At 57.6% G+C, this 24,597-nt stretch carries 24 protein-coding genes; 16 read left to right on the top strand and 8 right to left on the bottom strand.

Annotated features, from left to right (window positions below; genetic code table 11):
- Positions 1-149: 149 nt before the first annotated feature.
- The 3 genes from RTE01_RS13235 to RTE01_RS13245 all read right to left on the bottom strand — a co-directional run bounded on the left by RTE01_RS13235 (position 150) and on the right by RTE01_RS13245 (position 2,506).
- Positions 150-539, bottom strand: coding sequence for an LptM family lipoprotein (locus tag RTE01_RS13235; protein ID WP_041143066.1), 390 nt, complete (start codon positions 537-539; stop codon positions 150-152).
- Positions 540-1,209: 670 nt separating this feature from the next.
- Positions 1,210-1,767 carry a DcrB family lipoprotein gene (locus RTE01_RS13240; protein ID WP_041143065.1) on the bottom strand — a complete coding sequence of 186 codons (558 nt, stop codon included), beginning with the start codon at positions 1,765-1,767 and terminating at the stop codon, positions 1,210-1,212.
- Between the two features lie 73 nt (positions 1,768-1,840).
- Positions 1,841-2,506: a 7-cyano-7-deazaguanine/7-aminomethyl-7-deazaguanine transporter gene (locus RTE01_RS13245; RefSeq protein ID WP_041143064.1), complete on the bottom strand. Its 666-nt coding sequence runs from the start codon at positions 2,504-2,506 to the stop codon at positions 1,841-1,843.
- 233 nt (positions 2,507-2,739) lie between these two features.
- Between RTE01_RS13245 and tusA the strand changes: the two genes are divergently transcribed.
- Complete coding sequence (gene tusA / locus RTE01_RS13250; RefSeq protein ID WP_041147480.1) at positions 2,740-2,985, top strand: sulfurtransferase TusA; 246 nt, start codon at positions 2,740-2,742, stop codon at positions 2,983-2,985.
- Between the two features lie 39 nt (positions 2,986-3,024).
- Here tusA and zntA read toward each other — a convergent pair whose 3' ends face one another.
- On the bottom strand, positions 3,025-5,217 hold the full coding sequence (zntA, locus tag RTE01_RS13255) for a Zn(II)/Cd(II)/Pb(II) translocating P-type ATPase ZntA (protein ID WP_141335088.1): 2,193 nt from the start codon (positions 5,215-5,217) through the stop codon (positions 3,025-3,027).
- A 78-nt stretch (positions 5,218-5,295) separates the two neighbouring features.
- Positions 5,296-5,922, bottom strand: a complete 627-nt coding sequence (locus RTE01_RS13260; RefSeq protein WP_076946171.1) for a lysoplasmalogenase — start codon at positions 5,920-5,922, stop codon at positions 5,296-5,298.
- 191 nt (positions 5,923-6,113) lie between these two features.
- Here RTE01_RS13260 and RTE01_RS13265 point away from each other — a divergent pair, with 191 nt between their 5' ends.
- Complete coding sequence (locus RTE01_RS13265) at positions 6,114-6,464, top strand: DUF2500 domain-containing protein (protein WP_166793794.1); 351 nt, start codon at positions 6,114-6,116, stop codon at positions 6,462-6,464.
- 57 nt (positions 6,465-6,521) lie between these two features.
- Here RTE01_RS13265 and RTE01_RS13270 read toward each other — a convergent pair whose 3' ends face one another.
- A complete protein-coding gene (locus RTE01_RS13270) occupies positions 6,522-6,800 on the bottom strand; it encodes a DUF1145 family protein (protein ID WP_041143060.1) in 279 nt (92 codons plus the stop codon).
- Positions 6,790-7,386, bottom strand: a complete 597-nt coding sequence (gene rsmD / locus RTE01_RS13275) for a 16S rRNA (guanine(966)-N(2))-methyltransferase (protein WP_041143059.1) — start codon at positions 7,384-7,386, stop codon at positions 6,790-6,792. The genes RTE01_RS13270 and rsmD overlap by 11 nt, the downstream gene beginning before the upstream one ends.
- Before the next feature lie 192 nt (positions 7,387-7,578).
- On the opposite strand from rsmD, the gene ftsY reads away from it, so the two are divergent.
- The 6 genes from ftsY (at position 7,579) to livJ (ending at position 14,815) form a co-directional block, all read left to right on the top strand.
- A complete protein-coding gene (gene ftsY / locus RTE01_RS13280) occupies positions 7,579-9,192 on the top strand; it encodes a signal recognition particle-docking protein FtsY (RefSeq protein WP_134528027.1) in 1,614 nt (537 codons plus the stop codon).
- A 2-nt stretch (positions 9,193-9,194) separates the two neighbouring features.
- The gene (gene ftsE / locus RTE01_RS13285; protein ID WP_004868565.1) at positions 9,195-9,863 is read left to right on the top strand and encodes a cell division ATP-binding protein FtsE; all 669 of its coding nucleotides are present in this window, start codon (positions 9,195-9,197) and stop codon (positions 9,861-9,863) included.
- On the top strand, positions 9,856-10,908 hold the full coding sequence (ftsX, locus tag RTE01_RS13290; RefSeq protein WP_041143057.1) for a permease-like cell division protein FtsX: 1,053 nt from the start codon (positions 9,856-9,858) through the stop codon (positions 10,906-10,908). Before ftsE ends, ftsX begins: the two co-directional genes overlap by 8 nt.
- A 264-nt stretch (positions 10,909-11,172) precedes the next feature.
- Positions 11,173-12,027: an RNA polymerase sigma factor RpoH gene (rpoH, locus tag RTE01_RS13295; RefSeq protein ID WP_041143056.1), complete on the top strand. Its 855-nt coding sequence runs from the start codon at positions 11,173-11,175 to the stop codon at positions 12,025-12,027.
- 173 nt (positions 12,028-12,200) lie between these two features.
- Positions 12,201-13,466 (top strand): 4-aminobutyrate--2-oxoglutarate transaminase, encoded by a 1,266-nt coding sequence (locus RTE01_RS13300; protein ID WP_134528024.1) that lies wholly within the window; start codon positions 12,201-12,203, stop codon positions 13,464-13,466.
- Positions 13,467-13,711: 245 nt separating this feature from the next.
- On the top strand, positions 13,712-14,815 hold the full coding sequence (gene livJ / locus RTE01_RS13305) for a branched chain amino acid ABC transporter substrate-binding protein LivJ (protein WP_115191735.1): 1,104 nt from the start codon (positions 13,712-13,714) through the stop codon (positions 14,813-14,815).
- Between the two features lie 436 nt (positions 14,816-15,251).
- Here livJ and panM read toward each other — a convergent pair whose 3' ends face one another.
- Positions 15,252-15,635 (bottom strand): aspartate 1-decarboxylase autocleavage activator PanM, encoded by a 384-nt coding sequence (panM, locus tag RTE01_RS13310; RefSeq protein WP_134528021.1) that lies wholly within the window; start codon positions 15,633-15,635, stop codon positions 15,252-15,254.
- Positions 15,636-16,056: 421 nt separating this feature from the next.
- Between panM and livK the strand changes: the two genes are divergently transcribed.
- The 8 genes from livK to ugpE all read left to right on the top strand — a co-directional run bounded on the left by livK (position 16,057) and on the right by ugpE (position 24,452).
- The gene (gene livK / locus RTE01_RS13315; protein ID WP_041143051.1) at positions 16,057-17,166 is read left to right on the top strand and encodes a high-affinity branched-chain amino acid ABC transporter substrate-binding protein LivK; all 1,110 of its coding nucleotides are present in this window, start codon (positions 16,057-16,059) and stop codon (positions 17,164-17,166) included.
- 154 nt (positions 17,167-17,320) lie between these two features.
- A complete protein-coding gene (livH, locus tag RTE01_RS13320) occupies positions 17,321-18,247 on the top strand; it encodes a high-affinity branched-chain amino acid ABC transporter permease LivH (RefSeq protein ID WP_041143050.1) in 927 nt (308 codons plus the stop codon).
- Positions 18,244-19,521, top strand: a complete 1,278-nt coding sequence (livM, locus tag RTE01_RS13325) for a branched chain amino acid ABC transporter permease LivM (RefSeq protein ID WP_041143049.1) — start codon at positions 18,244-18,246, stop codon at positions 19,519-19,521. Before livH ends, livM begins: the two co-directional genes overlap by 4 nt.
- A complete protein-coding gene (gene livG, locus RTE01_RS13330; protein WP_041143048.1) occupies positions 19,518-20,285 on the top strand; it encodes a high-affinity branched-chain amino acid ABC transporter ATP-binding protein LivG in 768 nt (255 codons plus the stop codon). The genes livM and livG overlap by 4 nt, the downstream gene beginning before the upstream one ends.
- A gap of 2 nt (positions 20,286-20,287) precedes the next feature.
- Positions 20,288-21,001 (top strand): high-affinity branched-chain amino acid ABC transporter ATP-binding protein LivF, encoded by a 714-nt coding sequence (gene livF, locus RTE01_RS13335; protein ID WP_004868545.1) that lies wholly within the window; start codon positions 20,288-20,290, stop codon positions 20,999-21,001.
- A 265-nt stretch (positions 21,002-21,266) separates the two neighbouring features.
- Positions 21,267-22,583: a sn-glycerol-3-phosphate ABC transporter substrate-binding protein UgpB gene (gene ugpB, locus RTE01_RS13340; RefSeq protein ID WP_041143047.1), complete on the top strand. Its 1,317-nt coding sequence runs from the start codon at positions 21,267-21,269 to the stop codon at positions 22,581-22,583.
- Positions 22,584-22,722: 139 nt separating this feature from the next.
- Entirely contained in the window at positions 22,723-23,610 is an 888-nt protein-coding gene (ugpA, locus tag RTE01_RS13345) for a sn-glycerol-3-phosphate ABC transporter permease UgpA (RefSeq protein WP_041147479.1), read from the top strand.
- Entirely contained in the window at positions 23,607-24,452 is an 846-nt protein-coding gene (ugpE, locus tag RTE01_RS13350; protein ID WP_041143046.1) for a sn-glycerol-3-phosphate ABC transporter permease UgpE, read from the top strand. Before ugpA ends, ugpE begins: the two co-directional genes overlap by 4 nt.
- Positions 24,453-24,597: the final 145 nt, after the last annotated feature.

Genomic DNA, 24,597 nt, shown 5'->3' on the forward strand with positions numbered 1-24,597 from the left:
TCAAATGGCGGTTCGGCATTATCCCGCGGGCCTTCAGGCGATTGCCGGCTGGCGTTAGCGGGATGATGCCGATATAGCGCCGGGCGCTATATTCCTCTTTAGGGGTAAGAACCCTAATCACTTCACGCCCGAGCGCGGAGAGCGAATGCTTACAGCGCGCTTCCCGCAGCCAAATTAACCTGGATGTCTTTATCCAAATTATGTACCCAGCGGTTATAGTTTTTATGGATTTCACCGCCGGAGGCCATCAGGTTGAGGCTGCTGACGTAACGAATAGAATAACCGGTCGCGGAATAGTTAATTTGCACTTCAGCGACGTGATCGCGCGCCTGCTGGCGGGCTTTGATAATACCCGGCGCCGTTTCTGACATTATCCACTGGCGCTGTACGCCGGCTCGGAAAATAGCATTTTTTACCTGAGCATCGGTATGGCCAGCGCTGACCGTGGTCTGAATTTGTTCGATGGGCGCCGTACGGGCGCAGCCTGCCAATGTCCCGATAACGGCAATAGCTGCCAACCACTTAACAACCTTTTTCATGAACGCTTCCTGTCGAATTATGGGTATATGATGAGATGCCCAATGCTAAGAATAATTAATATCAGTCTCACCGGGCCGGAATTATCTCTCAGGTAAATATCTCGCACGTTTTCCGTTTTGACGTCAGGCGAGAAGGGTTTTCATCATAAAGCATAGATCGCGAGGTCACCAGCGGCAATGAGTAATGATGATGGATTTCATATGGTTAAAATTTACTTTGATAGCCTAAAATTCACAAAAATTATACAATCCTCGCTATTCTTCACCATCAAATTAATCAGTCGGCTTATTCAGTCATATCATTCTCATCATTTAATAATAAGCAAACTATTACCCGGCTATATAATGAGGGTATTATATCTCCGGCTGCCGGGGGCAGCGGGAATTCTGTTTTATTTCCCCGATTTAAGCCGTGAATGACGTAAATCAATATTCAGTTCTGGTAGCTGTTTTTCACCGGATGACGTGGTAACGGGGAAACACCGAGTGGGGCATATTCGCTGAACCTGAATACCGCAACCGGCGCCTGAAGGAGTTCGCTTCAGGCTGCGGATTGGCCGGGAGCGATGTTTAATTTGCCCGCGGCTGACGATCGCGGTGCCGTCGGGGCAGCGGCCAAAAAAAATGGCCCCCGGTGGCGACACCGGAGGCCATAACCTCTGACCGTGAGTTACTGAATGGTCAGGGTATTAATGATGTTTTCCGCCGCAGTCTGCGCCTGCTGCTGGTTGTCCGCCGGCAGAGTGATCTGCAGGGTCAGCAGCTTGTCATCTACCTTGCCGAGAAGAACCGAAGACCAGGCGGTCTGTCCTTTGGCGGAGATGATGCTGTCCAGCTGCTGCAGCGTGTGGCCTTTGATCTCAACGGATTTATTGGTCACGACCTGCAGCTGCGGATCGCGGCTGCGCTGCTGCTCTTCCAGACGCTGAGCCAGTACGGACAGCTCTTCAGTGGTGCTGTCGCCCACAATCACGATCACCGCTTTCTGACCTGTGACATCAGAATAGACGTGCATGTTGTTGGCCTGAGTACCCAGCTTCCCGCTCTGGTCAGTCATCCCAGCGGGCAGGGAGAAGCTCAGTTTGCCGTCCAGCAGGTTCACGGTTTGTCCGCTGGCGTTGCTTTCAGCCGCAGCCCCTTCGGTTGGCGCTTTTGAATCGCTGTTATCACAGGCCGCAAGGCCCACAACCAGCAGGCCAATACCGACATATTTAACCAAATTGCGCATTGACATCTTCCTTTCGATAAACGGCCATTAACGGCTCATTCGCTTATCTTATCACATCAGTCTGCGAGTACTCTTAACCTGGCTGCAATGCTGACAAATCAGATTTATCCGCCATTTTTTTCAGCAGCATATTCAACAACATGCCGTACATCGGCAGGAAGAATACGATGCTAATCAGCACCTTGAAGCAGTAGTCAACGATGGCGATTTCTCCCCAGTGGGCCGCCATAAACGGGTCCGGGCTGCGCCAGAAGGCGATAAAGAAAAAGGCCAGCGTGTCGCTGACGTTGCCAAACAGCGTCGAGGCGGTGGGCGCCAGCCACCAGCGGCGGTTTTGACGCAGGCGGTTAAAGACGTGGACGTCGAGGATCTGCCCCAGCGCATAGGCCATAAAGCTGGCGGCCGCGATACGCGCCACGAACAGGTTGAAGTGCGTCAGTGCGGCAAAGCCCTGCCATTCGCCCATATAAAACAGCGCGGAGACGCCATAGGAGATCAGCAGCGCCGGGACCATTACCGCGAGGATGATGCGTCGCGCCAGCGGTGCGCCAAAAATGCGTACCGTCAGATCGGTGGCGAGGAAGATAAACGGAAAGCTGAACGCGCCCCAGGTGGTATGGAAACCAAAAATGGAGATCGGTAGCTGCACCAGATAGTTACTGGAGGTGATCACCAGCAAATGGAATAGCGATAGCCAGACCAGCGCTTTTTTACGCTGTACGGTAGTAAAGGGATTCATATTGTGACCTTTTTATGCCCGTTATCCTTCAGGCTGCAGAGGCGTCGCCGCTTTTCTACAACATGAATGAGTGAGGGACTGAAATTTGGGGTGAGGGAACCCAATTAAAAACGGCTGCATGATACTGCGTTGAGAGCGTAATGCAACGGTTGTTTTTCGCGCAAACGTTAACCTGGCTTGCGTCGCGTGCGGGTGGGGGTAAACTAGGGCCGTTTTGTTGACGTGAGATGAAAATGAGCGAACTTTTTTCCAGTCCTGACCACACTTTGGATGCACAGGGGCTGCGCTGCCCCGAGCCGGTAATGATGGTGCGCAAGGCCGTGCGTACGATGCCGGTTGGCGAGACGCTGCTGATTATCGCCGACGATCCGGCGACAACCCGCGATATTCCCGGCTTTTGCCGCTTTATGGAGCATGAGCTGGTGGCGCAGGAGATTAGCGCTCTGCCGTACCGCTATTTGATTCGTAAAAACCACTGAACTCCCCGCTAAGCGCTGCGCCAGCGGGGAGCGCGTCCGCTACTTCTGGCGCAACAGCCGCAGGGCGTTGACGGTGACCAGCACCGTGGCGCCGGTATCCGCCAGCACCGCCAGCCAAAGTCCGGTCAGGCCGAGCAGCGTGGTTATCAGGAAAATCCCCTTCAGTCCCAGCGCAATCGCAATGTTCTGCCGGATGTTGGCATGGGTGGCGCGAGCCAGCGAAATCATCTGCGCCAGGCCGGTTAAGCTGTTATGGGTTAATGCCGCGTCGGCGGTCTCCAGCGCCACGTCGGTGCCGCTGCCCATCGCAATGCCGATGGTGGCCGCCTTCATGGCCGGCGCGTCGTTGATGCCGTCGCCGACCATCGCCAGCGGCGTTTCGGCGTTGAGCGCCATCACCGCCGTGACCTTATCGGCAGGCAGCAGCCCTGCGCGGAACGCCAGCCCCAGCTCGTCGGCGATGGCTGCCGCCGCGCGCGGGTTATCGCCGGTCAGGATCACCCCCTGTACGCCGAGCTGACGCAGATCTTCAACCGCCTGGCGGGCGTCGTCGCGCAGGGTATCGCGCAGCGCCAGTATACCGAGCAGGATATCCTCACGCAGCACCAGCACCACCGTTTGGCCAGCGCTCTCCAACTGCTGGATCTGCTCTTCATACGCCGCCGCCGCTCCTTTACCTGCCGCGCAAATCAGCACCCGGTGGCCGGCAACGTCGGCTTCGATGCCGGAACCGGCCAGCGCGCGCTGGGCGCTGGCGGTGGGGATATTCAGCCCCCGCTGCTGCGCTTCGCGGACGATGGCCTGGGCCAGCGGATGGCTGGAGCCTTGCTCCACCGCGGCGGCCAGCGCCAGCAGGTCGTTCTCATTGATGTCGGCGGTAACGATCGCTGCGCTCACGCGCGGCTGGCCGACGGTCAGGGTGCCGGTTTTATCAAAGGCGACCTGGCGAATCTGGCCCAGCTGTTCAAGCGCGGCGCCGCCTTTAATCAGCGCACCGCGACGGGCCGCGACCGCCAGCCCGGAGGTGATTGCCGCCGGGGTGGAAATCACCAGCGCGCACGGGCAGCCGATCAGCAGCAGCGTCAGCCCCTTGTAGATCCACGGCAGCCAGGCGCCGGCAAAAAGCAGCGGCGGTACGACGGCTACCAGCAGGGCAACGAGCATAATGGCCGGGGTATAAATGCGGCTAAAGCGATCGATAAAACGCTCGATGGGCGCGCGGCGCTCTTCGGCTTCCTCAATCAGCTTCAGAATACGATCGATAGCGCTGTCGCCGGGTTCGGAGATGACCGTCAGCTGCACCAGACGGTCGACGCTGGTTGCGCCTGCCGCCACGCGCTGGCCGGCGCTGCGTTCCACCGGGACGGATTCGCCGGTTAACGCGCTCTCATCGAAGCTGGCAAACGGCGTCATCAGCTGACCATCGGCGGGCAGGCGTCCGCCGGCGGCGACCTCAATCAGATCCCCGGGGCGCAGGTCGCGCTGGGCGACGGTTTCCCGCACGCCGTCGCGGATCCGCGTGGCGGTATCGGGCTTGAGGGCCATGAGCGCGCTGACGCCCTGGCGAGCGCGGCTGGCGGCCCAGCCTTCAAGGCGTTCGCCGATCAGGAACAGCAGCAGCACCATCGCGGCTTCGGCGGTGGCACCGATAAACAGCGCCCCGATGGCGGCGACGCTCATTAGCGTTTCAATGGCAAACCAACTGCCGCTTCTCATCAAACGCACCGCCTGGCGCGCGACCGGCCACAGGCCAACGAGGGTGGTGGCAACGAAGGCCAGCTCGCCGAAAGGGTGGTAAAACTGCTCCAGCCCCCAGCTCAGCGCCATCATCAGCACCAGGGTTATTAGCGGCAGATTCTCCCGCAGCCGGGAGGTTTCCTGCTGCGGAGTCTCTTCATCGCGCAGGGTATAACCCGCCGAGCGCACCGCGCTTTCCACCTGCGGGCGGATATCGCTCCCGGCGTTCACCAGCAGCTTTTGCGTGGCAAACAGCACCTGTACCTGGCTGACGCCCGGCACCTGGCGTACGGCGTTCTCGACCTTGCGGGCGCAGGCGGCGCAGTCCATGCCGTCGATTAACCAGCTGTAGCGCGCGGTTTCCAGGGGTTCTTCGCGGGCTTGCGCCGCGCAGGAGGAGTCCGTACAGCAGCTGTCAGGCTGTGCGGCTGCGGGTTTTAATTTGAATGACGAGAACTGTGGGACTTTTTTATCCTGAGCTTCTGGAGTCGACATGGGACCCTCCGGGTAATGATAATTTTCTCATTGCCCAGAGGATACACTCTGGAGTCGACTCCAGAGTCAAGCGCTAAATTAGAGGTACAGCGCGCGCACGATCAGGAAGTGCCCGGCGAAGTAGAAGGCGGCGGCAATCGCGTTATCGGCGCGGAAGCGGCGGCGATAGTGGCTGACCAGCCAGACAATATTCCCCAGCAGCAGGAAGGCGGCGCCGATAAAGCCGGAGAGGGCGGTATCGGTCGGGCGCACGAACCACAGCTCCCCCGCCAGCCAGACCATCACCAGCGTCATGCCGATAAAGGTGAATACCGGCAGGCGCATCTCTTCCAGCCGGGTCCAGATAACCGCCAGCAGCAGCGCGCCAACGACCAGCAGCACCAGCGGCAGCGGCCAGAAAAATGACAGCGTCATCTGGCTGGCAAACCAGATGGTATAGAGCAGATGCGAAAGGAAAAAGGCGCCGACGGCGTACATCACCCGCTGGCGCGGCAGCAGCGTCAGCGCGTCGCCGACCAGCGAGGCGCACAGGCCGGCCAGCACCAGGTAGCTGATGGCGTTGAACATCGGCGCCTGCCAGGCAAGCAGCAGCAGGAGAATGAGCGTAACGGGTTTAAACAACCAACGTTGCCACGTTGGCCCACGATAGGACGCATCGACGTAAAGCCATGCGGAAAAACAGACAGCAATAAACGACCAAAGCATAGTGAGTCCCTGTATCTGTTATCGCTATACCCGCCGCCTTACAGGCCGCAACCCGAAATGCATAGGGTATAAGTAGTTGTACTGACGGTACTAATGTTCAGTGTAGTGGCTCGGGAGGGCAGATGACAACGTTAATCAAGGCACGGTATGCTGATTCCTGAGAATTCCTGGGGGTAAGATGAATGAGTAAGATCCCGCTGTTTTTTATTATCGTCGTGGCCATCATTGTGGTGGCGGCATCGGTTCGCTATGCGCAGCAGCGACGGGAAGGCAGGGACAACGACGCCGCGCCGCTGCTGCAAAGGCAGGTGGTGGTGAGCAACAAGCGGGAGAAGGTGATTAACGATCGTCGTTCGCGCCAGCAAGCCGTCTCCCCGGCCGGCAGCGAGATGCGCTATGACGTCAGCTTCAGGCCGGAAAGCGGCGGGCTCGAAGTCAGCTTTCGTCTCGAAGAGGCGCAGTATCATGCGCTTAGCGTTGGCGACAGGGGAATGCTGAGCTACAAAGGCTCAAGGTTTGTCGCGTTTACGCCAGATCCTTGAGCCTGCTGTGTCCGGCTATGCTACGCGCCGTGCGGCGCGGCAGCGAGCCGGGCGCCATCACTTCTTACGCAGCGTGGCCTTGAGCTTTTTCTGCCAGGCAACCAGCTCGAATACGCCGAAGACAAAAATGCGTACCTGCTCGAAGCGGCCCAGCGGCGGCGCATCTTTTGGCTGAGTGGCCTTCAGCAGCGTCAGCTGCAGGCCGTGCATCAGGATCATAAAGATAAGCGCGACGTTGACGAAAATATTCAGCGGCTTAGGGAAAGGCTGAAACAGGTTTAAGAGCAAAAAGGCCCATACGCACAGCATCAGTACCCGGCCCAGATTAATCAGCATTCTTTTCTCCTTGTGCCTCTCGTTGATAGAGGCGGTAGGCGACCTGTCCGGCCACTTTCTCACGATACAGGTGCCAGCCGGCCGGTACCGGCGGTAGCCCATTTTCGACTTCACTTTCGACGTAGATCAGCGCCTCGTCGGCGAGCCAGCCGTTATTCTCCAGCAGCCGCAGCGTCTCCTCCAGCAGTCCTTTACGGAAAGGCGGGTCGACGAAGGCTATCTGGTGCGGCGTGCCGGGCTGATTAAGCCAGGTCAGGGTATTGGTGTTGACCACCGTGCCGTTGCTGGCTTTCAGGGTCGCCAGGTTTTTCTGCAGCTGCTGGGCAACGCCGCGCTCCATCTCAAGCAGCGTGGTGCTGCCCGCGTAGCGGGAGAGCGCTTCCAGGCCCAGCGCGCCGCTGCCGGCAAAGCAGTCCAGGCAGCGCGCGTCGACCATAGACGGCGCCAGCCAGTTAAAAAGGGTTTCACGGACCCGGTCGGTGGTCGGGCGCAGGCCCGGGCTCTCCGGCACCGGTAATTTCCGGCCCCGCCACTGTCCGCCGATAATGCGGATCTGGCCGCTGCCTGCGTGGTTTGGTTTCTTCATCTCTCTGCTCAAGTCTCAACTTCCAGCCTGCTATTCTAGCGATCGAAGGCGGATGACGAAACCTTAATCCGGGGGCGGTGATGCGCGTTAAGTTAAGTGATAGACTATCTGACTAATTTCATTATTTTTCAGCTTCCGCGACAGATATGCCGAAGCTGTGCCATGAATAATCAGCGAGGAGTGTAGTCGCAAATGGCGAAAGAGAAAAAACGTGGCTTCTTTTCCTGGCTGGGCTTTGGACAAAAAGAGCAGGCGCAGGAAACAGAAGTTGAACAAAAAGTAGAAGGGCTGCAGGAAGCTGCGGAGCAGGCTCCTGCCGAACAAGCGCCGGCTGAGACCGTCGTGGCGCCTGAAGCCGAAGCGGATCGCGCCCCGGCGCCGGAGAAAGCAGATCCGGAGGCCTTTGCCGCTGACGTCGTTGAGGTCACCGAACAGGTTGTCGAAAGCGAGCAGCCGCAGCCGGTAGCAGAAACCATCGTGGAAGAGGCGGTTCAGCCGCTGCCAGCGATAGACGCTGCGCCGACCGTTGACGTAGCGAAAGACGCCGCGGTAGAAGAAATCGCCGCTGAGCCGGCCGTCGTCGAGCCGCAAGTGCAACAAGCCGTAGTCGACGAAACGCCGGTGGAAGAGCCGCTGGTTGAAGAGCCGCTGGTTGAAGAGGTGATTGCCGAGCCTGCGGTTGCCGAAGCGCTTGCTGAACAAGAGCCGGAAGAGACTATCGCCGAGCCGCAGGCCGCCGTGGTGGAAGATACGCTGATTGAGGACGCGCCTGCGCTGTCTGACGATGAGCTGGAAGCCCAGGCGCTGGCGGCAGAGGTTGAGGCAGAGACTGAGGAAGAGAGCGAGCCGCAGGAAGCCGCTCAGATCGAGCAGGAGAAGCCGACGAAAGAGGGCTTCTTTGCGCGACTCAAGCGCAGCCTGGTTAAAACGAAACAGAACCTTGGTTCCGGATTTATCAGTCTGTTCCGCGGCAAAAAAATAGATGATGATCTCTTCGAAGAGCTGGAAGAGCAGCTGCTGATCGCCGACGTGGGCGTGGAAACGACGCGTAAGATTATTACCCACCTTACCGACGTTGCCAGCCGCAAGCAGCTCCGCGATGCCGAAGCGCTGTATGGCCTGCTGAAAGAGGAGATGGGCGATATTCTGGCTAAGGTTGACCAGCCGCTGAACGTTGAAGGGAAAACGCCGTTTGTTATTCTGATGGTTGGCGTCAACGGCGTGGGTAAAACCACGACCATCGGCAAGCTGGCGCGTCAGTTTGAGCAGCAGGGCAAGTCGGTCATGCTGGCCGCGGGGGATACCTTCCGCGCCGCAGCGGTTGAGCAGCTGCAGGTTTGGGGTCAGCGGAATAATATTCCGGTGATTGCGCAGCATACCGGTGCGGATTCGGCTTCGGTTATTTTCGACGCCATTCAGGCCGCTAAGGCGCGCAACGTTGACGTCCTGATTGCCGATACCGCGGGTCGTCTGCAGAATAAATCGCACCTGATGGAAGAGCTGAAGAAAATTGTCCGCGTGATGAAGAAGCTGGACGAAGATGCCCCGCATGAAGTGATGCTGACAATTGATGCCAGCACCGGGCAGAACGCGATTAGCCAGGCCAAACTGTTCCATGAAGCCGTTGGCCTGACCGGCATCACGCTGACTAAGCTGGACGGTACCGCGAAAGGTGGGGTTATCTTCTCGGTTGCCGACCAGTTCAGTATTCCGATTCGCTATATTGGCGTCGGTGAACGTATTGAGGATCTGCGTCCGTTTAACGCGGGCGACTTTATTGAGGCACTTTTTGCCCGAGAGGATTAATCATGATTCGCTTTGAACAAGTCAGCAAAGCCTATCTCGGTGGGAGACAAGCGCTGCAGGGGGTGAACTTCCACCTGCAGTCGGGCGAGATGGCGTTCCTGACCGGCCACTCCGGCGCGGGGAAAAGTACCCTGCTCAAGCTTATCTGCGGCATCGAGCGGCCGAGCGCCGGCAAAATTTTGTTCGGCGGCCACGATATTAGCCGCCTGAAGAGCCGTGAGGTGCCGTTTTTGCGCCGCCAGATCGGCATGATTTTCCAGGACCACCATCTGCTGATGGATCGCACCGTGTTTGATAACGTGGCGATCCCGCTGATTATTGCCGGCGCCAGCGGGGATGATATCCGCCGCCGGGTGTCGGCGGCGCTGGATAAAGTCGGGCTGCTGGACAAAGCGAAAAATCTTCCTATCCAACTCTCCGGCGGTGAGCAGCAGCGCGTGGGCATCGCCCGTGCGGTAGTGAACAAGCCGGCGGTGCTGCTGGCGGATGAACCGACCGGTAACCTCGACGAGGCGCTCTCGGAGGGGATTTTACGACTGTTTGAAGAGTTTAACCGCGTAGGGGTCACGGTTCTGATGGCGACGCACGACCTGGGGCTGATCTCCAGTCGTTCGTATCGCATGCTGACCCTGAGCGACGGGCATATGCACGGAGGCCACTGGGGTGAATAAGCGCGACGCAATAAACCACATTCGCCAGTTTGGCAGCCGATTTGACCGCATCCGCAATGCCGCAGGGGCAGGCGGTGGGCGCAATGCGCCGAAGCGGCCAAAAGCGGCGCCGAACCCGGCTTCTCGTAAAAGCAACGTTTTCAATGAGCAGGTGCGCTACGCCTGGCACGGTGCGGTTCAGGATCTGAAAAGCACGCCGCTGGCCACCTTTCTGACCATCATGGTCATCGCCATTTCGCTGACGCTGCCGAGCGTGTGCTACATGGTGTACAAAAACGTTAACAGCGCGGCGTCGCAGTACTATCCATCGCCGCAGATCACCGTCTACCTGGAGAAGACGCTGGACGATGACGCCGCGGCGCGGGTGGTCGGGCAGCTGCAGGCGGAGCAGGGCGTGGAGAAGGTCAACTATCTGTCGCGGGATGAAGCCTTAGGCGAGTTCCGCAACTGGTCCGGCTTTGGCGGCGCGCTGGATATGCTGGAAGAGAACCCGCTGCCGGCGGTGGCGATTGTCGTGCCGAAGCTGGATTTCCAGGGGACCGACTCGCTCAACACCCTGCGCGATCGGGTTGCGCATATTCAGGGCGTCGATGAAGTCCGCATGGATGACAGCTGGTTTGCTCGCCTCTCTTCGCTGACCGGGCTGGTTGGCCGCGTCTCGGCGCTGATTGGCGTGCTGATGGTGGCCGCCGTGTTCCTGGTGATCGGCAACAGCGTGCGCCTGAGCATCTTTGCCCGCCGCGATACCATCAACGTGCAGAAGCTGATTGGCGCAACGGACGGTTTTATCCTGCGTCCGTTCCTCTACGGCGGCGCGTTGCTGGGCTTCTGCGGGGCGTTTTTATCGCTGATCCTGTCGGAGATTATGGTGATGCGTCTGTCATCAGCGGTAACGGAAGTGGCGAAGGTATTCGGCACTCAGTTTGAGCTCAGCGGCCTGGGCTTCGACGAGTGTCTGCTGATGCTGATCGTCTGCTCGATGATCGGCTGGGTCGCGGCCTGGCTGGCGACGGTGCAACATTTACGTCACTTTACTCCCGATTAAAAATTTTCTGGTATAATCTTTCCCTGCACTGACTGAATGTCTCTCTGCAGGGAAAGAGTCCCTGTTGTCTCTTCCCTACGCTTCATCTCCATGTCACATTTTGTGCGTATTGTATTCACACCGTTGCATGGAACTTGTGGATAAAATCACTGTCTGATACTAATGTGGGTGATATTCTCGTTGCTCATAAACGCTGGCATGATTGTTGCCCGGTTGTCTAAGCGGGAACTGTCGAGCCAGACGATATCGATTGAGAGGATTTGAATGACCAAAGATATGCAAACTTTAGCCTTAGCCCCCGTTGGTAACCTGGAATCCTACATCCGGGCTGCGAACACATGGCCGATGTTATCGGCCGATGAAGAGCGGGAGCTTGCTGAAAAGCTGCATTACCAGGGCGATCTGGAAGCAGCGAAAAGGCTGATCCTGTCTCACCTGCGCTTTGTTGTTCATATTGCTCGTAACTACTCGGGCTATGGCCTGCCGCAGGCGGACCTGATTCAGGAAGGCAACATTGGCCTGATGAAAGCCGTGCGCCGTTTTAATCCGGAAGTTGGCGTGCGCCTGGTCTCCTTTGCCGTGCACTGGATTAAGGCCGAAATTCACGAATACGTTCTGCGTAACTGGCGTATTGTGAAGGTCGCGACCACCAAAGCCCAGCGTAAGCTGTTCTTTAACCTGCGTAAAACCAAGCAGCGTCTGGGCTGGTTTAACCAGGATGAAGTCGAAATGGTTGCCCGCGAACTGGGCGTATCAAGCAAAGACGTGCGTGAGATGGAATCACGTATGGCGGCGCAGGATATGACCTTCGACATGTCGTCGGACGACGAGTCCGATAGCCAGCCGATGGCTCCGGTGCTCTATCTGCAGGATAAAACGTCTAACTTTGCCGACGGCATCGAAGACGATAACTGGGAAGAGCAGGCGGCAAACAAGCTGACCGACGCGATGCAGGGCCTCGACGAGCGTAGCCAGGATATCATCCGCGCCCGCTGGCTGGACGAAGACAACAAGTCCACGCTGCAGGAGCTGGCGGATCGCTACGGCGTTTCGGCTGAGCGCGTGCGCCAGCTTGAAAAGAACGCTATGAAGAAACTGCGTACCGCTATCGAAGCGTAAGTCCGCGCCCGGCATTAAAAGAAGCTCCCGCTGTCTCAGCGGGGGCTTTTTGTTTTTTTATCCCTCCACGCTTCAACCATATTAATTTCTTCTTCCGCTGGGCTTGAATGCCGGGCAGGCGCTATTGTTTTTAGACAGGCATGACTTACTAAATTCATATAGGGAGAAGGCGGGTGAAAAATAACGATCTTAATCAGCGTCGACAGCAGGCGACGCCGCGCGGCGTGGGCGTCATGTGCGACTTCTACGCGCAAAAGGCCGAGAACGCGACGCTGTGGGATATCGAAGGCCGGGAGTTTATCGATTTTGCGGCGGGGATTGCGGTGCTCAACACCGGGCATCGACACCCCAAAGTTGTCGCCGCGGTGGCCTCGCAGCTGGAGGCTTTTACCCATACGGCCTATCAGATTGTCCCCTACGCCAGCTACGTCACGCTGGCCGAACGCATTAACGCTTTGGTGCCGGTCTCCGGCGCCGTCAAAACGGCCTTCTTCTCCACCGGCGCGGAAGCGGTAGAGAATGCGGTCAAAATTGCCCGCGCCTGGACCCGTCGTCCGGGAATCATCACCTTTGGCGGCGCTTTCCACGGCCGAACCTACATGACGATGGCGCTGACCGGCAAGGTGGCACCCTATAAAATCGGCTTCGGTCCGTTCCCGGGCTCCGTTTTCCACGCTCAGTATCCCAATGCGCTGCACGGCATCAGCAGCGAAGAGGCGATAAAAAGCCTCGAGCGCCTCTTTAAGGCCGATATCGCGGCAGATCAGGTGGCGGCCATCATCATTGAGCCGGTACAGGGCGAGGGCGGGTTCAACGCTGCGCCTGCCGGGTTTATGCAGGCGCTGCGCGCGCTCTGTGATACCCACGGCATCCTGCTGATTGCGGATGAGGTGCAGTCCGGGTTTGGGCGAACCGGCAAGCTGTTTGCGATGGAACACTATGGCGTGCAGCCCGACCTGATAACGATGGCGAAAAGCCTGGCGGGCGGGATGCCGCTGTCGGCGGTGGCCGGGCGGGCGGAGGTGATGGATGCTCCCGCGCCAGGCGGCCTCGGCGGCACCTACGCCGGTAACCCGCTGGCGATTGCCGCCGCGCACGCGGTGCTGGATGTGATTGCCGAAGAGCAGCTTTGCCAGCGGGCAAATGAGCTTGGCCACCATCTGGTTGAAGTCCTCAATCAGGCCAAAGCGTCGTGCCCGCAGATTGCCGAGGTGCGGGCGCAGGGGTCGATGGTGGCGGTCGAGTTTTTTGATCCGCAAACCGGCGAGCCGTCGAGCGAGTTCACCCAGGCCGTCCAGCGACGCGCGCTGGCTGAAGGGCTGCTGCTGCTGACCTGCGGCGTTTACGGCAACGTCATCCGCTTCCTCTATCCGCTCACCATCCCCGATGCGCAATTCCGCCAGGCGCTGGCGATTATTCAGCGCGCGCTGGCCGCATAGCCCCACATCTCGCCACTCTGCGGAGTGGCGTTCTGCTTCAGTCACATAACTGTTACATAACCTAAAAAAATGTTGTTTCAAATTCTGAAAAATGGGATATGTTCTAGCATAGTGTGCTGCAAAGGCGCGAGCGGCAGACCTCAATCTAGCTATCATATGCTTTTCTTATGTGATTAATTAGAATAATGCGCTAAAAAACAACATCACAACAAATGCAAAAAACCATAATAATGGGGAGCTTCAGGATGAATATGAAGGGTAAAGCGTTACTGGCAGGATGTATCGCCTTGGTAATGAGCAATGCAGCGCTGGCTGAAGATATCAAAATTGCCGTGGTTGGCGCGATGTCTGGCCCGGTGGCGCAGTATGGCGATCAGGAGTTTACCGGCGCTGAGCAGGCGGTTGCCGATATTAACGCGAAGGGCGGTATCAAAGGCAATAAGCTGCAAATCGTAAAATATGATGATGCCTGCGACCCGAAACAGGCGGTAGCGGTAGCCAACAAGGTTGTTAATGACGGCATTAAGTACGTTATCGGCCACTTATGCTCCTCTTCTACTCAGCCGGCGTCTGATATCTATGAAGACGAAGGCATTCTGATGATCACCCCGGCCGCGACGGCGCCGGAGCTGACCGCGCGCGGATATAAAATGATTCTGCGCACCACCGGCCTGGATTCTGACCAGGGCCCGACAGCAGCTAAGTACATCATTGATAAGGTGAAACCGAAGCGCATTGCTATCGTTCACGATAAGCAGCAGTACGGTGAAGGTCTGGCGCGCGCGGTGCAGGATGGCCTGAAAAAAGGCGGCGCTAACGTCGTGTTCTTTGACGGCATCACCGCCGGTGAGAAAGATTTCTCTACGCTGGTGGCGCGTCTGAAGAAAGAAAATATCGACTTCGTTTACTACGGCGGCTATCACCCGGAAATGGGGCAGATTCTGCGGCAATCGCGCGCGGCCGGCCTGAAAACGCAGTTTATGGGACCGGAAGGTGTAGCGAACGTCTCCCTGTCTAACATTGCCGGTCAGTCCGCTGAAGGCATGCTGGTCACCAAGCCGAAAAACTATGACCAGGTTCCGGCGAACAAACCGATCGTAGACGCCATCAAAGCGAAAAAACAGGATCCGAGCGGCGCGTTTGTCTGGACTACCTATGCGGCTATCCAGTCGCTGCAGGCGGGCCTGAACCAGTCTGAAGACCCGGCGGCTATCGCGAAATACCTCAAGGCAAACTCCGTTGATACCGTGATGGGACCGCTGTCATGGGATGCGAAGGGCGACCTTAAAGGCTTCGAGTTCGGCGTGTTTACGTGGCATGCCGATGGCACCGCGACCGACGCCAAATAATTTAACCTTCGCCTTTCACGCTACAGGTGCGTTGGCTGCGCTCTTCAACCCCGGTCACTTACTTATGTAAGCTCCCGGGGATTTCAGAGCTTGCCGCCTGCCTGTAGCGCGAAATTCTCGGTTAAATAAAATGTCAATTTGTAGGCCGGATAAGAGAAGATCCTGGTTAAATGAATGGTCAGCTTATGGCTGGGGAAAGCGGTGAGGATTATTGGTTAAATACGGCGTAATTGTGGTCGGGGAAAGTAGAAATTCTCGGTTAAATAAATGGCCCCTTTTCGGCCGGGAAAAACAGCGATTATGGGTTAAATAAGCGGTCAATTTGCGGCTGGTAAAGACGGGATTACTGGTTACCTAAATTTGCTGAACAAGCTAAAGCCATCGCAGCCCGGATAAGGCGCGATGTGCCGTCGCCCGGGGTTTTCCCGCTTCGTTTTTAATGCTTTTGCCAACCGCCGTCCTGGGCGCTGAAGCCCAGAGCCTGCATAAACGCTGACATGACGCGCTGGTCTTCAATACCGGTATTCGCCATCCGCCAGCGACCGATTTCTGGATTTCTTTGTAGCACCTCTTCCACCAGATACTGCCCGACGCCGCGACGGCGGGTGACTTCTCGCACGCACAGCGCGCTCAACTCGCCCTCTGCACCGTCTAAGGTCACGCAAACGGCGGCCAGTAGGCGCTCGTTAAAGCGGGCGGCGTAAATAGCGTGACTTTCATCCACGGTGATCCCGGCCAGATCGCGTGACGGCCAGATTTTCCCTAAATCGATGCGATCCTGATCGCTGAAGTGCGTTAAACGAATAATGGTCAGTTTCATGCGCGGCAAGTCCAGTCAAAACGGATGCGTCAGTGTACCTAAAATGACTGTCCGGCGGAGCGCTGTTTTTTGCGCATTCATCAGGCGATTCGTTTTCCTGGTGAATGCAGGGTAGCGCAATGCGTTATGGATCGAAAAATAAGCAGAGTTTTAACCTAAAGTGCAGCGTTTTATTCCGCCATAAGTATCGTTATTTTATGCTGAAAACGGGACTTTTTTTGTTTATCTTCGCGTGAATACAGAATATTATCTTTGCTTAATCGCCTGAAAAATAGAGATTTTAATCTGGTTTCCGGCAAAAAACTGCGCTAAACCATTAAAGATCATGGTAAAAGTAGCGTTGTTTAATAAAAGCACAGAATGCTTTTTAACCATAAAAATACAAAATATTTACACCACATCACGAACGGGGTTCTGGAGCATGAAAAGGAACGCGAAAACAATCATTGCGGGATTAGTCGCACTGACCATGTCGCACGCGGTAATCGCCAAAGAGATAAAAGTCGCCGTCGTTGGTGCGATGTCTGGTCCGGTAGCGCAATGGGGCGACATGGAGTTCAACGGCGCGCGTCAGGCAATTAAAGACATTAACGCGCAGGGAGGAATTAAGGGCGATAAGCTGGTCGGCGTGGAGTATGACGACGCCTGCGACCCTAAACAGGCCGTCGCGGTGGCGAACAAAATCGTTAACGAAGGGATTAAATACGTTATCGGCCACCTCTGCTCCTCCTCAACCCAGCCGGCCTCCGATATCTACGAAGATGAAGGCATTCTGATGATCTCTCCGGGGGCCACCAACCCCGAACTGACCCAGCGCGGCTATCAGTACATCATGCGTACCGCCGGCCTCGACTCCTCGCAGGGGCCGACCGCCGCAAAATATATTCTGGAAACGGTGAAACCGCAGCGTATTGCTATCATTCATGACAAGCAGCAGTACGGTGAAGGCCTGGCGCGTTCGGTCCAGGAGAGCCTGAAAAAAGGCAACGCCAACATCGTCTTCTTCGACGGGATCACCGCCGGTGAGAAAGACTTCTCGGCGCTGCTTTCTCGCCTGCAGAAAGAGAATATTGATTTCGTTTACTACGGTGGCTATTACCCGGAAATGGGCCAGATGCTGCGTCAGGCGCGGGCTAACGGGCTGAAAACCGTCTTTATGGGTCCTGAGGGCGTGGGCAATGCTTCGCTGTCCAATATCGCAGGCGCCGCGGCAGAAGGCATGCTGGTGACAATGCCGAAACGCTATGACCAGGATCCGGCAAACAGCGCTATCGTAGACGCGCTGAAAGCAGAGAAAAAAGATCCGAGCGGGCCGTATGTCTGGATTACCTACGCCGCCGTGCAGTCCTTAGCGCAGGCGATGGACAGAAGCAGCAGCCAGGAGCCGCTGGACTTAATCAAAGATCTGAAAGCTCACGGTGCGAAAACCGTGATTGGGCCGCTGAATTGGGACGAAAAAGGCGATTTGAAGGGATTTGAGTTTGGTGTCTTCCAGTGGCATGCGGATGGGTCATCCTCGGCTGCAAAATAAGACAACCCCTCGTCATGGTTCGAGCCGCTGATGCCTCGACGACGTTTCCGCTCCGGGGCTGCCGGGGAGGGAACAGTTTGCCGTCCGTCCGCCGCTCGAATCGTTGCGAGTGGGATTCAACATCCCGCCTTGCCGGGTTTAGAAAGGTTACCTTATGTCCGAGCAGTTTCTCTACTTTCTGCAGCAGATGTTTAACGGCGTCACGCTGGGCAGTACCTATGCGCTGATCGCCATCGGTTACACGATGGTATACGGCATTATTGGCATGATTAACTTCGCCCACGGCGAGGTATATATGATAGGGAGCTACGTCTCCTTCATGATCATTGCCGCGCTGATGATGATGGGCATCGACACCAGCTGGCTGCTGGTCGCCGCCGGATTCGTCGGGGCTATCATTATTGCCAGCGCCTATGGCTGGAGTATTGAACGCGTGGCCTATCGGCCGGTGCGCAGCTCCAAGCGCCTGATTGCGCTGATTTCCGCCATCGGGATGTCAATCTTCCTGCAAAACTACGTCAGCCTGACGGAAGGGTCGCGCGACGTGGCGCTGCCGAGCCTGTTTAACGGCCAGTGGACGGTGGGCAGCAGCGAAAACTTCTCTGCCACGATCACCACCATGCAGCTGGTTATTTGGATCGTCACCTTTGTGGCGATGCTGGCGCTGACGCTGTTTATCCGCTATTCGCGCATGGGCCGCGCCTGCCGCGCCTGTGCGGAAGACCTGAAAATGGCCAGCCTGCTGGGGATTAACACCGATCGCGTTATTGCCCTGACCTTTGTTATCGGCGCCGCGATGGCGGCGGTCGCCGGGGTACTGCTCGGTCAGTTCTACGGCGTTATCAACCCCTATATTGGCTTTATGGCCGGGATGAAAGCCTTTACCGCAGCGGTCCTTGGCGGCATCGGCAGTATTCCTGGCGCGATGATCGGCGGCCTGATTTTGGGTATCGCCGAAGCGCTCTCCTCCGCCTATCTCAGCACCGAATATAAAGACGTGGTCTCCTTTGCGCTGCTGATTCTGGTGCTGTTAGTGATGCCTACCGGTATCCTCGGTCGCCCGGAGGTTGAGAAAGTATGAAACCGATGCATATTGCAATGGCGCTGCTGTCCGCGGTGATGTTCTTTATTCTGGCTGGCGTCTTTATGGGTGTGCAGCTGGAGCTGGACGGCACCAAACTGGTGGTAGATACCGCGGCGGATATCCGTTGGCAGTGGATCTTCATCGGCACGGCGGTGGTCTTCCTCTTCCAGCTGATGCGCCCGCTGTTCCAGAAAACCCTGAAAAACGTCTCCGGGCCGAAGTTTATTCTGCCGGCCATCGACGGGTCGACGGTAAAGCAGAAGCTATTCCTGGTGGCGCTGCTGGTTATCGCCGTCGCGTGGCCGTTTATGGTGTCGCGCGGCACGGTGGATATCGCCACTCTGACCATGATTTACATCATTCTCGGCCTGGGGCTGAACGTGGTGGTGGGGCTGTCCGGCCTGCTGGTGCTGGGCTACGGCGGCTTCTACGCTATCGGCGCCTACACCTTCGCGCTGCTGAACCACTATTACGGCCTCGGCTTCTGGACCTGCCTGCCGCTGGCGGGGCTGGTTTCGGCCGCTGCGGGCTTCCTGCTGGGCTTCCCGGTGCTGCGCCTGCGCGGTGACTATCTGGCGATTGTGACCCTCGGCTTCGGCGAAATTGTGCGTATTTTACTGCTCAATAACACCGAAGTGACCGGCGGCCCGAACGGCATCAGCCAGATCCCTAAGCCGACGCTGTTTGGCCTCGAGTTTAGCCGCAGCGCGCGCGAAGGCGGATGGGATACCTTCAGCAACTTCTTTGGCGTCAAGTACGACCCCAGCGATAGGGTTATTTTCCTCTACCTGGTGGCGCTGCTGCTGGTGGTCTTCTCGCTGTTCGTGATTAACCGCCTGCTGCGCATGCCGCTGGGCCGCGCGTGGGAAGCGCTGCGTGAAGATGAGATTGCCTGTCGTTCTCTGGGTCTCAATCCGACGCGCATCAAGCTCACCGCCTTTACCATCAGCGCCGCGTTTGCCGGCTTTGCCGGGACGCTGTTTGCCGCACGCCAGGGCTTCGTTAGCCCGGAGTCCTTTACCTTCGCCGAGTCGGCCTTCGTGCTGGCCATCGTCGTGCTGGGCGGGATGGGCTCGCAGTTTGCGGTGATTCTGGCCGCTATTTTACTGGTGGTCTCGCGCGAGCTGATGCGTGATTTCAACGAATACAGCATGCTGATGCTGGGTGGCCTGATGGTACTGATGATGATCTGGCGTCCGCAGGGCCTGCTGCCGATGACGCGCCCGCAGCTGAAGCTGAAAAAAGGTCAGGCTAAAGGAGAGCAGGCATGAGTCAGCCATTATTATCCGTAAGCGGCCTGATGATGCGCTTTGGCGGCCTGCTGGCGGTCAACAACGTGTCGCTGGAGCTGCGCCCGCAGGAAATTGTTTCGCTGATCGGCCCTAACGGCGCCGGGAAGACCACGGTCTTTAACTGCCTCACCGGTTTCTATAAGCCGACCGGCGGTTCGATTATGCTGCGTGACCAGCACCTGGAAGGGCTGCCGGGCCAGCAGATTGCCCGCATGGGCGTCGTGCGTACCTTCCAGCACGTGCGCCTGTTCCGTGAAATGACGGTGATTGAAAACCTGCTGGTAGCGCAGCATCAGCAGCTGAAAACCGGCGTCTTCTCCGGGCTGCTGAAAACGCCGACCTTCCGTCGCGCGCAGAGCGAAGCGCTGGATCGCGCCGCCGCCTGGCTCGAGCGTATCGGCCTGCTGGAGCAGGCTAACCGCCAGGCCAGCAACCTCGCCTACGGCGACCAGCGGCGGCTGGAGATCGCTCGCTGCATGGTGACGCAGCCGGAAATCCTGATGCTGGACGAACCGGCGGCGGGCCTGAACCCCAAAGAGACCAAGGAGCTTGACGAGCTGATCGCCGAGCTGCGCAGTCATCACAACACCACCATCCTGCTGATTGAACACGATATGAAGCTGGTGATGGGCATTTCCGATCGCATTTACGTGGTAAACCAGGGCACGCCGCTGGCCAACGGAACGCCGGAAGAGATCCGCAATAACCCGGACGTGATCCGCGCATACCTTGGTGAGGCATAAGCATGGAAAAAGTGATGTTATCTTTTGACAACGTAAGTGCCCACTACGGCAAGATTCAGGCGCTGCATAACGTCAGCCTGCATATCAATCAGGGGGAGATTGTGACCCTGATTGGCGCCAACGGCGCGGGTAAAACCACGCTGCTCGGCACCCTGTGCGGCGACCCGCGCGCCAGCAGCGGAAAGGTGGTGTTTGACGGTAAGGATATTACCGACTGGCAGACCGCGAAAATCATGCGCGAAGCGGTGGCGATTGTTCCGGAAGGGCGTCGCGTCTTCTCGCGGATGACGGTCGAAGAGAACCTCGCGATGGGCGGCTTTTTTGCCGACCGTGACCAGTTCCAGACCCGCATTAAGTGGGTATACGAGCTGTTCCCGCGTCTGCTTGAGCGTCGTATTCAGCGCGCGGGCACCATGTCCGGCGGCGAACAGCAGATGCTGGCGATTGGCCGCGCGCTGATGAGCCAGCCGCGCCTGCTGCTGCTGGATGAACCTTCTCTGGGCCTGGCGCCGATTATCATCCAGCAGATTTTCAACACCATCGAACAGCTGCGCGAGCAGGGGATGACCATATTCCTTGTAGAGCAGAACGCCAATCAGGCGCTGAAGCTTGCCGATCGCGGCTACGTGCTCGAGAACGGCCACGTGGTGCTCGAAGATACCGGCGACGCGCTGCTGGCTAACGAAGCGGTGCGTAGCGCCTATCTGGGAGGGTAATCCCAAACCTTTCGCGCTTATTCCCGGCCGCCCGGCCGGGATATCCTTCAGCCAGAACGCCGCCGGCGGGCAATCATCCCCTTGACGTGTCGCAGCTCCCACTTTCCTGTCTCCGATCTTTCATCGTCTTGCCATCTCCCTGACGTCTTACTATCTTTTTTTTGTAATAAAAGAGTTATTTTTCTGTAATTCGAGCATGTCATGTTACCCCCGCGAACATCAAACGCGTGAAATCGCGCATCTGGAACAACAAGAGAGATAACCGATGATATCGTTACGACATACGGCTTTAGGACTGGCGCTTAGCCTGGCATTTGCCGGCCAGGCCCTCGCAGTAACTACCATCCCGTTCTGGCACTCAATGGAAGGTGAGCTGGGTAAAGAAGTTGATTCTCTGGCGCAGCGTTTCAACGCGGCCAATCCGGATTACAAAATTACGCCGGTCTACAAAGGTAACTACGAGCAGAGCCTGAGCGCCGGTATCGCCGCGTTTCGTACCGGCAACGCCCCGGCGCTGCTGCAGGTTTATGAGGTTGGCACCGCGACGATGATGGCGTCAAAAGCCATCAAGCCGGTGTATCAGGTCTTCACCGATGCGGGCATTAAGTTTGATGAATCGCAGTTCGTACCGACCGTTTCCGGCTACTACACCGACTCTAAAACCGGCCACCTCCTCTCCCAGCCTTTTAACAGCTCCACCCCGGTGCTGTACTACAACAAAGACGCCTTCAAAAAAGCCGGCTTAGATCCGGAGCAGCCGCCGAAAACCTGGCAGGATCTGGCCGCCTATACCGCCAAGCTGAAGGCCGCCGGAATGAAGTGCGGCTACGCCAGCGGCTGGCAGGGCTGGATTCAGATTGAGAACTTCAGCGCCTGGCACGGCCTGCCGGTGGCCACCAAAAATAACGGCTTCGACGGTACCGATGCGGTTCTGGAGTTCAACAAGCCGGAGCAGGTGAAGCATATCGCCATGCTGGAAGCGATGAACAAGAAGGGCGACTTCAGCTACTTCGGGCGTAAAGATGAGTCCACCGAGAAGTTCTACAACGGTGACTGTGCGATCACCACCGCCTCCTCCGGTTCGCTTGCCGATATCCGCCAGTACGCCAAATTCAACTATGGCGTCGGGATGATGCCGTACGATGCCGACGTTAAGGGCGCGCCGCAGAACGCCATTATCGGCGGGGCGAGCCTGTGGGTGATGCAGGGTAAAGATAAAGAGACCTACACCGGGGTGGCGAAATTCCTCGAATTCCTCACAAAACCGGAAATCGCTGCGGAATGGCACCAGAAAACCGGCTATCTGCCGATCACTACCGCCGCCTACGATCTGACCCGTCAGCAGGGCTTCTATGACAAGAACCCTGGCGCCGATATCGCCACCCGTCAGATGCTGAACAAGCCGCCGCTGCCGTTCACCAAAGGCCTGCGCCTGGGCAATATGCCGCAGATTCGCACCGTAGTGGACGAGGAGCTGGAAAGCGTTTGGACCGGCAAGAAAACCCCGCAGCAGGCGCTGGATTCAGCGGTTGAGCGCGGTAACCAGCTGCTGCGTCGTTTCGAGCAGTCGACGAAGTCGTAACGTATTGATGCCGATTGATTCAGGGCAGTAGGTCGAACGGACGTCCCCCGATAGCGCCTTGCTTACCGGGGGATATCCGCCTTTGGCGATCGCCGATAGCAGCGAATCACTGGGCATCATCGAGCAAAAGAGTAACCTCATGTCATCAACCCGTCCGGTATTCCGCTCGCGCTGGCTGCCCTATCTGCTGGTTGCGCCGCAGCTGATTATCACCATTATTTTCTTTATCTGGCCCGCGGGCGAGGCGCTGTGGTATTCGCTGCAAAGCGTCGACCCGTTTGGCCTCTCCAGCCAGTTCGTCGGCATGGATAACTTCGTTACCCTGTTCCACGACCCGTACTATCTGGACTCATTCTGGACCACCATCAAGTTCAGCTCGATGGTGACGTTCAGCGGCCTGATCGTTTCGCTGTTTTTCGCCGCGCTGGTCGACTACGTAGTGCGCGGTAGCCGCTTCTATCAAACGCTGATGCTGCTGCCCTACGCCGTCGCGCCCGCGGTAGCCGCGGTGCTGTGGATTTTCCTCTTTAACCCAGGACGCGGGCTGATAACCCATTTCCTCGGCGAGATGGGCTACGACTGGAACCACGCGCAGAACAGCGGCCAGGCGATGTTCCTCGTGGTGTTTGCTTCGGTATGGAAGCAGATTAGCTACAACTTCCTGTTCTTCTTCGCCGCGCTGCAGTCGATCCCGCGCTCGCTGGTGGAGGCCGCGGCGATTGACGGGGCCGGCCCGGTCCGCCGCTTCTTCAAGCTGGCGCTGCCGCTGATTGCGCCGGTGAGCTTCTTCCTGCTGGTCGTCAACCTGGTTTACGCCTTCTTCGATACCTTCCCGGTTATCGATGCCGCCACCGCCGGCGGCCCGGTCCAGGCGACGACGACGCTGATTTATAAGATCTATCGCGAAGGCTTTGCCGGGCTCGATCTCTCCGCTTCCGCCGCGCAGTCGGTGGTGCTGATGATGCTGGTGATTGTGCTGACGGTGGTTCAGTTCCGCTATGTTGAACGTAAGGTGCGCTACCAATGATTGAGAACCGTCCCGGGCTGACGATTTTCAGCCACACCATGCTGATTGCGGGAATTGCCGTCATTCTGTTCCCGCTGTACGTCGCCTTTGTCGCGGCCACGCTGGACAACAAGGCGGTCTTTGAGACGCCGATGACGCTGATCCCCGGCGGCCACCTTTTGGAAAATATGGCCATCATCTGGAAACAGGGCGTGGGGGCCAACAGCGCGCCGTTCTGGCTGATGATGCTCAACAGTTTCATCATGGCGTTCAGTATTACGGTGGGCAAAATCGCGGTGTCGATGCTGTCGGCGTTCGCCATCGTCTGGTTCCGCTTCCCGCTGCGTAACCTGTTCTTCTGGATGATCTTTATCACCCTGATGCTGCCGGTTGAGGTGCGAATTTTCCCGACGGTAGAGGTGATTGCCAACCTGAAGATGCTCGATAGCTACGCCGGCCTGACGCTGCCGCTGATGGCCTCGGCAACCGCCACCTTCCTGTTCCGCCAGTTCTTTATGACCCTGCCGGATGAGCTGATTGAAGCGGCGCGCATCGACGGCGCTTCGCCGATGCGCTTTTTCCGCGACATCGTGCTGCCGCTGTCGAAAACCAATCTCGCGGCGCTGTTCGTTATCACCTTTATCTACGGCTGGAACCAGTATTTATGGCCGCTGCTGATCGTCCAGGACGTCAATCTTGGCACCGCAGTCGCCGGTATTAAAGGCATGATCGCCACCGGCGAGGGCACCACGCAGTGGAATCAGGTGATGGCGGCAATGCTGCTGACGCTGATCCCGCCGGTTGTTATCGTTTTAGCCATGCAGCGCGCGTTTGTGCGTGGTTTAGTGGACAGTGAGAAGTAGGTTGTATCCCTTGATTGTTCGTGGCGTCGACGCTGAGCCGAAACCGCGTAATCAAGGCGGAGGATGATGGACATAGTGGGCCTATGTCCAAATCCGACAACGCAGAGTACGCGGTTTCGGCACGCGTCCCGAAGGGCTGGGGCCA

The sequence above is a fragment of the Klebsiella terrigena genome, from assembly GCF_006539725.1.
Lineage (GTDB): Bacteria > Pseudomonadota > Gammaproteobacteria > Enterobacterales > Enterobacteriaceae > Klebsiella > Klebsiella terrigena.